The sequence below is a fragment of the Streptomyces africanus genome, assembly GCF_002150735.1.
Classification (GTDB): domain Bacteria; phylum Actinomycetota; class Actinomycetes; order Streptomycetales; family Streptomycetaceae; genus Streptomyces; species Streptomyces africanus.
This window is the reverse complement of sequence record NZ_MUKA01000218.1, coordinates 1-5,102: the sequence shown is the minus strand read 5'-3', so window position 1 is coordinate 5,102 and position 5,102 is coordinate 1. Positions and strand designations below refer to the sequence as shown.

4 protein-coding genes are annotated in these 5,102 nt (G+C 68.8%); all 4 read right to left on the bottom strand.

The window, feature by feature from the left end:
* Nucleotides 1-103: 103 nt before the first annotated feature.
* The 4 genes from CCL05_RS25580 to CCL05_RS25565 all read right to left on the bottom strand — a co-directional run bounded on the left by CCL05_RS25580 (nt 104) and on the right by CCL05_RS25565 (nt 4,355).
* The gene (locus CCL05_RS25580) at nt 104-1,168 is read right to left on the bottom strand and encodes an endo-1,4-beta-xylanase (protein ID WP_086562842.1); all 1,065 of its coding nucleotides are present in this window, start codon (nt 1,166-1,168) and stop codon (nt 104-106) included.
* A 53-nt stretch (nt 1,169-1,221) separates the two neighbouring features.
* On the bottom strand, nt 1,222-1,986 hold the full coding sequence (locus CCL05_RS25575) for a carbohydrate ABC transporter permease (protein WP_244204402.1): 765 nt from the start codon (nt 1,984-1,986) through the stop codon (nt 1,222-1,224).
* Between the two features lie 71 nt (nt 1,987-2,057).
* On the bottom strand, nt 2,058-3,056 hold the full coding sequence (locus CCL05_RS25570; RefSeq protein ID WP_086562840.1) for a carbohydrate ABC transporter permease: 999 nt from the start codon (nt 3,054-3,056) through the stop codon (nt 2,058-2,060).
* Between the two features lie 6 nt (nt 3,057-3,062).
* Nucleotides 3,063-4,355, bottom strand: coding sequence for an extracellular solute-binding protein (locus CCL05_RS25565; protein WP_086562843.1), 1,293 nt, complete (start codon nt 4,353-4,355; stop codon nt 3,063-3,065).
* Nucleotides 4,356-5,102 lie beyond the last annotated feature (747 nt).

Below are 5,102 nucleotides of genomic sequence, written 5' to 3'. Positions count from 1 at the left end.
CACGTGACGAACCGGCCCGACTGGGCGGAAGCCGACAAGCCCCCCGGCACGGTCCGGCTGGCGCCCCGACCCGACCCGTACACCGGGGCGCCACCCACCCCCTCTACTTCCCCCCGAGCGCCTCACGGATCGCGAAGTACGCCGGCTTCGGGGCCAGTTGTTCGTCCCACGGCAGGGCCGCGCCCTCGCCCGGGAAGAACGCCGGGATCCACGAGTACTTGTCCGTGTAGTCCCAGAGGGTGATGCCGACGCAGCGGCGCACCGCCAGGCAGGCCTCGGTCAGGTCCCGGTACCACTCGGCCTGCTGGGTCAGCTTCTCCTCCGTCGCGGGCAGCTGCATCCGTATGTCGACCTCGGTCAGCGCGGTGTCGAGGCCGAGCCGGGAGAAGCGGCGGAGGTTGTCCTCCAGGGTGCTGGGATAGCCGTACTGGAGAGCGAGGTGGGTCTGGAGGCCGATGCCGTGCAGCGGGACGCCCTTGGCCTTCAGTTCCTTGGCCAGCTTGTAGTACGCATCGCTCTTCGGGCCGATCCCCTCGATGTTGTAGTCGTTGAGGTACAGCCTGACGCGCGGATCGACCTGGTGCGCCCACCGCAGCGCGTCGGCGATGTAACCGGGCCCGAGTGTCTTGTAGAAGACCGACTCGCGGTACGTACCGTCCTCGTTGAACGCCTCGTTGACGACGTCCCAGGCGAACACCTTGCCCCGGTAGTGCCGTACCTCGGTCTGGATGTGCTTCTTGAGCACGGCACGTAGCTCGGGGGCCGTCCACTCCCGCCCCGTGAGCCACTCGGGCAGCTGGCTGTGCCAGACGAGGGTGTGGCCGCGCACCTTCTGCCGGTTGGCGCGAGCGAGGTTCACGATCTCGTCGCCCTGGGAGAAGTCGAACACGCCCTGCTGGGGCTCGGTCGCGTACCACTTCATGCCGTTGCCGGGGGTGATCTGGTCGAACTCGCTGCCGAGCAGGGCCGTGTAGGGCGCGTCGACGAGTTCGGGATTGTCCGTCGCGCTGCCGAAGTAGCGGCCGTGCCGCTGGGCGAGGTCGGCGAGGGTCGGTTCCTTGCCGTGCTCCTCGCCGGCCTGGGCCGCGGGGCCGGTGGCGATGCCTCCGAGCATCAGCGCGGCGGCGAGCGCCCCGGCGAGTCTGAGCCGTGTGGCGGTCTTGCGCATGGTGCGACTCCTCACGATCGATGGGTGGGTGAGCCGTACGTCCGCGGCGCGTGTCAGCCCTTCGTCGCGCCCGCGGTGAGGCCGCCGACGAGCTGACGCTCGGCGACCGAGTAGAAGGCGAGGGCGGGGACCATGGCCAGCACCAGATAGGCGAAGACCTTGGCGTACTGCGCGGAGTACTGCCCCTGGAACTGCTGCACGCCGATCGGCAGGGTCCACCACTGCGCGTCGGTGAACACCAGCAGCGGCAGGAAGAAGTTGTTCCAGCTGGTCACGACGGCCAGCACGGACACGGTGCCGAGCGCGGGCCGCGCCATGGGCAGCAGCACCCGCCAGAAGAAACCGAACGAGCTGCATCCGTCGAGCGTCGCCGCCTCCTCCAGCTCACCCGGGATCTGCCGGAAGAAGCCGCGCAGGATGATGATGGTCATCGGCAGCCCGAAGGCCGCCTGCGGGAGGATCACGCCGAGCGGGTTGTCCAGCAGGTCCAGGGAGCGCAGCAGCAGGAACAGCGGCAGGGCCGCCACCGCGAAGGGGAACATCAGCCCCATCGTGAACAGCGTGAACAGCGCCTCCCGGCCCCGGAAGGCGAACCGCGCGAAGGAGAAGGCCGACAGCGCGGAGACCGCGACGACCAGGACGGTCGTGCCCACCGCGATCAGCGTGCTGTTGCCGATGAGCCGCCAGAAGTCCCCCGAGCCGAGGATCTGGGTGTAGTTGGAGGTCACCCACGACTCGGGCAGGCCGACCGGGTTGCGGGAGAGCTCGTCGGTGGTCTTGAAGCCGGAGAGCGCGGCGTAGAGCAGCGGGACGGCCATGACCGCGCCGACGAGGACCAGGACGAGGTGCAGGGGGAGGTTCCTGCCCCTGCGGGATGTCCGACTGTGCGTCACTTTCCGTCTCCCCGCATGGTGGTCGTGGCCCCTTCCAGGTCGCGCCGGAGCACGAACCGCTGGTAGGCGAGGGCGAAGACGAGACTGATGCCGAACATGACCACGCTGACCGCGCTGGCGTAGCCGACCTGGTAGCGCTTGAACCCGTACTGGAACATGGTCACGGCCATGGTCTCGGAGTGGTGGTCCGGTCCGCCCGCGGTGGTCACCCAGACCAGGTCGAAGAGCTGGATGGCCCCGATGACCGACAGGAAGACGCTGATGCGCAGGGTGGGCGCGAGCAGCGGCAGCGTCACGTTGCGGAAGCGCTGCCAGGGGCCGGCCCCGTCGATGAGCGCCGCCTCGGTCAGCTCCCTGGGGACGGCCTGCAGCCCGGCCAGGTACAGCATCATGTGGAAGCCGAAGTACTTCCAGGTCATGACCAGGAACAGGGTCGCCATGACGGTGGACGGATCGGCGAACCACTCCCCGCCCAGCCCGTCCAGTCCGACCTTGCCGAGGACCTGGTCGGCGAAGCCGTCGTCCGGGGCGAAGATCATGCCGAAGAGGATTCCGGTGATGGCCTCGGACAGGACGTACGGGGCGAAGAACAGCATCCGGTACACCGCCCGGCCGCGCATCCGCTGGTTGAGCAGGACGGCCATGGCGAGCGCGAACGGCAGCTGGACGAGGAGCGACAGCACCACCAGTACCAGGCAGCGCCACAGGTCGCCCAGGAAGACGTCGTCCTGGAGGAGCCGGGTGAAGTTCTCGCCGCCGATGTACTCGGAGGGCATGCCGAAGCCGCCCCAGCGGAAGAACGCGGCGTACAGCGCGAACAGCATCGGCAGCAGGACGAGCCCCATGAACAGCACGAGGGCTGGCAGTTGGAAGCCGACCGCGGTCAGCCAGTTCAGTGCCCGTCGCCGGGCCCGGCTCCGGGACCGGTCCGTGGCCGGGGGCGGGAGTCCGGCGTCGCGGCCGGTCCGTTTGTCCGGCAGGAACGTGGAGGTCATCGCCGGTTACTGCTCTTCCTTCGTGGTCTTCGTGATCGACTGGGCGACCTGCTCCGGCGACCGGGAACCGGCGATGAGCGCGGCGACGCTGTCGTTGACCTCCTGGCCGACGGCGGGCGCGTACGCCTGGTCGAGGTAGAGCTGGAAGCCGGTGGCCTTCTTCAACTGCTCCTGTACGGCCTTGATGTTGGGGTCGGCGATGGCGCTCTCGGCCGCCGGTACCACGGGCAGGGTGCCGGTCTTCTTGACCAGTTCCAGGTCGGTGGCCTCGGACGCGAAGAACTTCAGGAAGTCGACGGCCGCCTGTGGGGCACCCCGGCGCAGGGCGTGCCCGCCGCCTCCGCCGAACACCTCGGTGATGGCGCCCTTGCCGCCCTCGACCGCGGGGAACGGGAAGAACCCGAGGTCCTTGCCGAGGCCCTTGCCCGCGTCGGCCTGCACCACGGGCGCCCACTGGCCCATGAGTTCCATGGCCGCCTTGCCGTTGCCGACGGCGGCGGCCTGGCCGGTGGGGCTGGAGTAGGCGGCACCGAGGAAGCCCTTCTGGAACGGCTGGAGGGCGACGAGCTCCTTGAGGTGCTCTCCCGCCTCGACGAAGGGGGCGCCGGTGAAGTCCTTGTCGGCGTAGGCCTTCTCCAGCGCCTCGGCGCCGGCGGCGCGCATCGCCAGGTAGGCCCAGTAGTACATGCCGGGCCACTTCTCCTTGCCGGCCAGCGCCAGGGGCGTGACGCCGGCGGACTTCAGCTTGCGTACGGCGTCGAGGAAGCCGCTCCAGGTGGTGGGGGGCGCGCTGATGCCTGCCTTCGCGAAGAGCGCCTTGTTGTACCAGAAGCCGATCATGCCGATGTCGAACGGGATGCCGTAGACCCTGTCGTCGAGCAGGTAGGGCTCCTTGGCCACCGGCAGCAGGGCGTCACCCCAGGGCTTGGTCCGGTCCGTGAGGTCCTCGACGAGTCCGGCGTCGACCTGCTGCTTGAGCACGCCGCCGCCCCAGGTGTGGAAGATGTCGGGCAGCTTCCCGGAGGAGGTCAGGGCCGTCATCTTCGATTTGTAGGCGTCGTTCTCCAGCTGGACGATCTTTACCTTGACCTTGGGGTTCTGCGCCTCGAACTTCCGGGCGAGGGCGGCCCAGACGGTCTTGGCCGGCTCGGTGGTGGAGATGTTCCACCACTCGATCGTGGTCGTCCCCGACGACCCTCCGTCCGAGTCCCCGCCGCATGCGCTCAGTGTCGTCATTCCGAGACCGGCTGCGGCGGAGGCCGCCAGGAAGCCGCGGCGGGACAGTGCCGGGTCGCCCATCATGCGCTCCTTGGGTACGGGACGGCGCTCCCGCGTCCGTCCACTGGATCGAAAGTTTCGGAAGAGATCCAGAAAGCTTCGTTGATGCCGCACCCTAGAGACAGGCGCCAAACACTGGCAACCCCTTGTGCACGGTCAATCTCCCGACGGCGTACGGGTCTTGACTGGCAACCGCCTCTCCAGCAGCACAAGCCCCTTCGACGAGAGTCGGGGAAGAGTACGAATGTTTCGGCTGGTTCGGCGAACGTTACGAAGGTGCACTGTAGAGGTCACCGCCTCCGGCAACAAGAAGGCCGACGCACTGCGACCCGCGCGAGCGCGATCACGGAGGGTGTTCACCCCTCGGCGGGCGCACGCCCCTAGCCCGCAGGCCAGGCTGCGCCACTCGATCGGTGCCCCAACGGCCCCTCAGCACGTGTTTTGACGCCCCACGCCCCCGTACCACCGGCCCCACCGCCAGTCTTAACGGAAGCTTGACGCCCGCAGTGACCTCATCCACAGGCCATGGCATCACGCTCCGCTTACGCTGATCGGGCCGTCGAGTGATGGCCGGAACCACGCTGAACCGCACACCGGGAGCACGTCGATGGCCACCACTGAGCACCCGTCACCGAGCCGTACGGAGCCCGCTCCACCCAGTCGCCTGCGCGCCTGGATGCTGGAGGGCCTGTCCGACATGGGCAAGGGCGGCGGCCACACCGGGCCCCATGCCGCACCGGAGCCCCCGCACCAGGGCCGGCCCTGGTG

Bases quoted from the DNA above. Each gene is read 5' to 3' on its own strand.
- CCL05_RS25580 (WP_086562842.1), bottom strand. From the start codon at position 1,168: ATGCGCAAGACCGCCACACGGCTCAGACTCGCCGGGGCGCTCGCCGCC.
- CCL05_RS25575 (WP_244204402.1), bottom strand. From the start codon at position 1,986: ATGGCCGTCCCGCTGCTCTACGCCGCGCTCTCCGGCTTCAAGACCACC.
- CCL05_RS25570 (WP_086562840.1), bottom strand. From the start codon at position 3,056: ATGACCTCCACGTTCCTGCCGGACAAACGGACCGGCCGCGACGCCGGA.
- CCL05_RS25565 (WP_086562843.1), bottom strand. From the start codon at position 4,355: ATGGGCGACCCGGCACTGTCCCGCCGCGGCTTCCTGGCGGCCTCCGCC.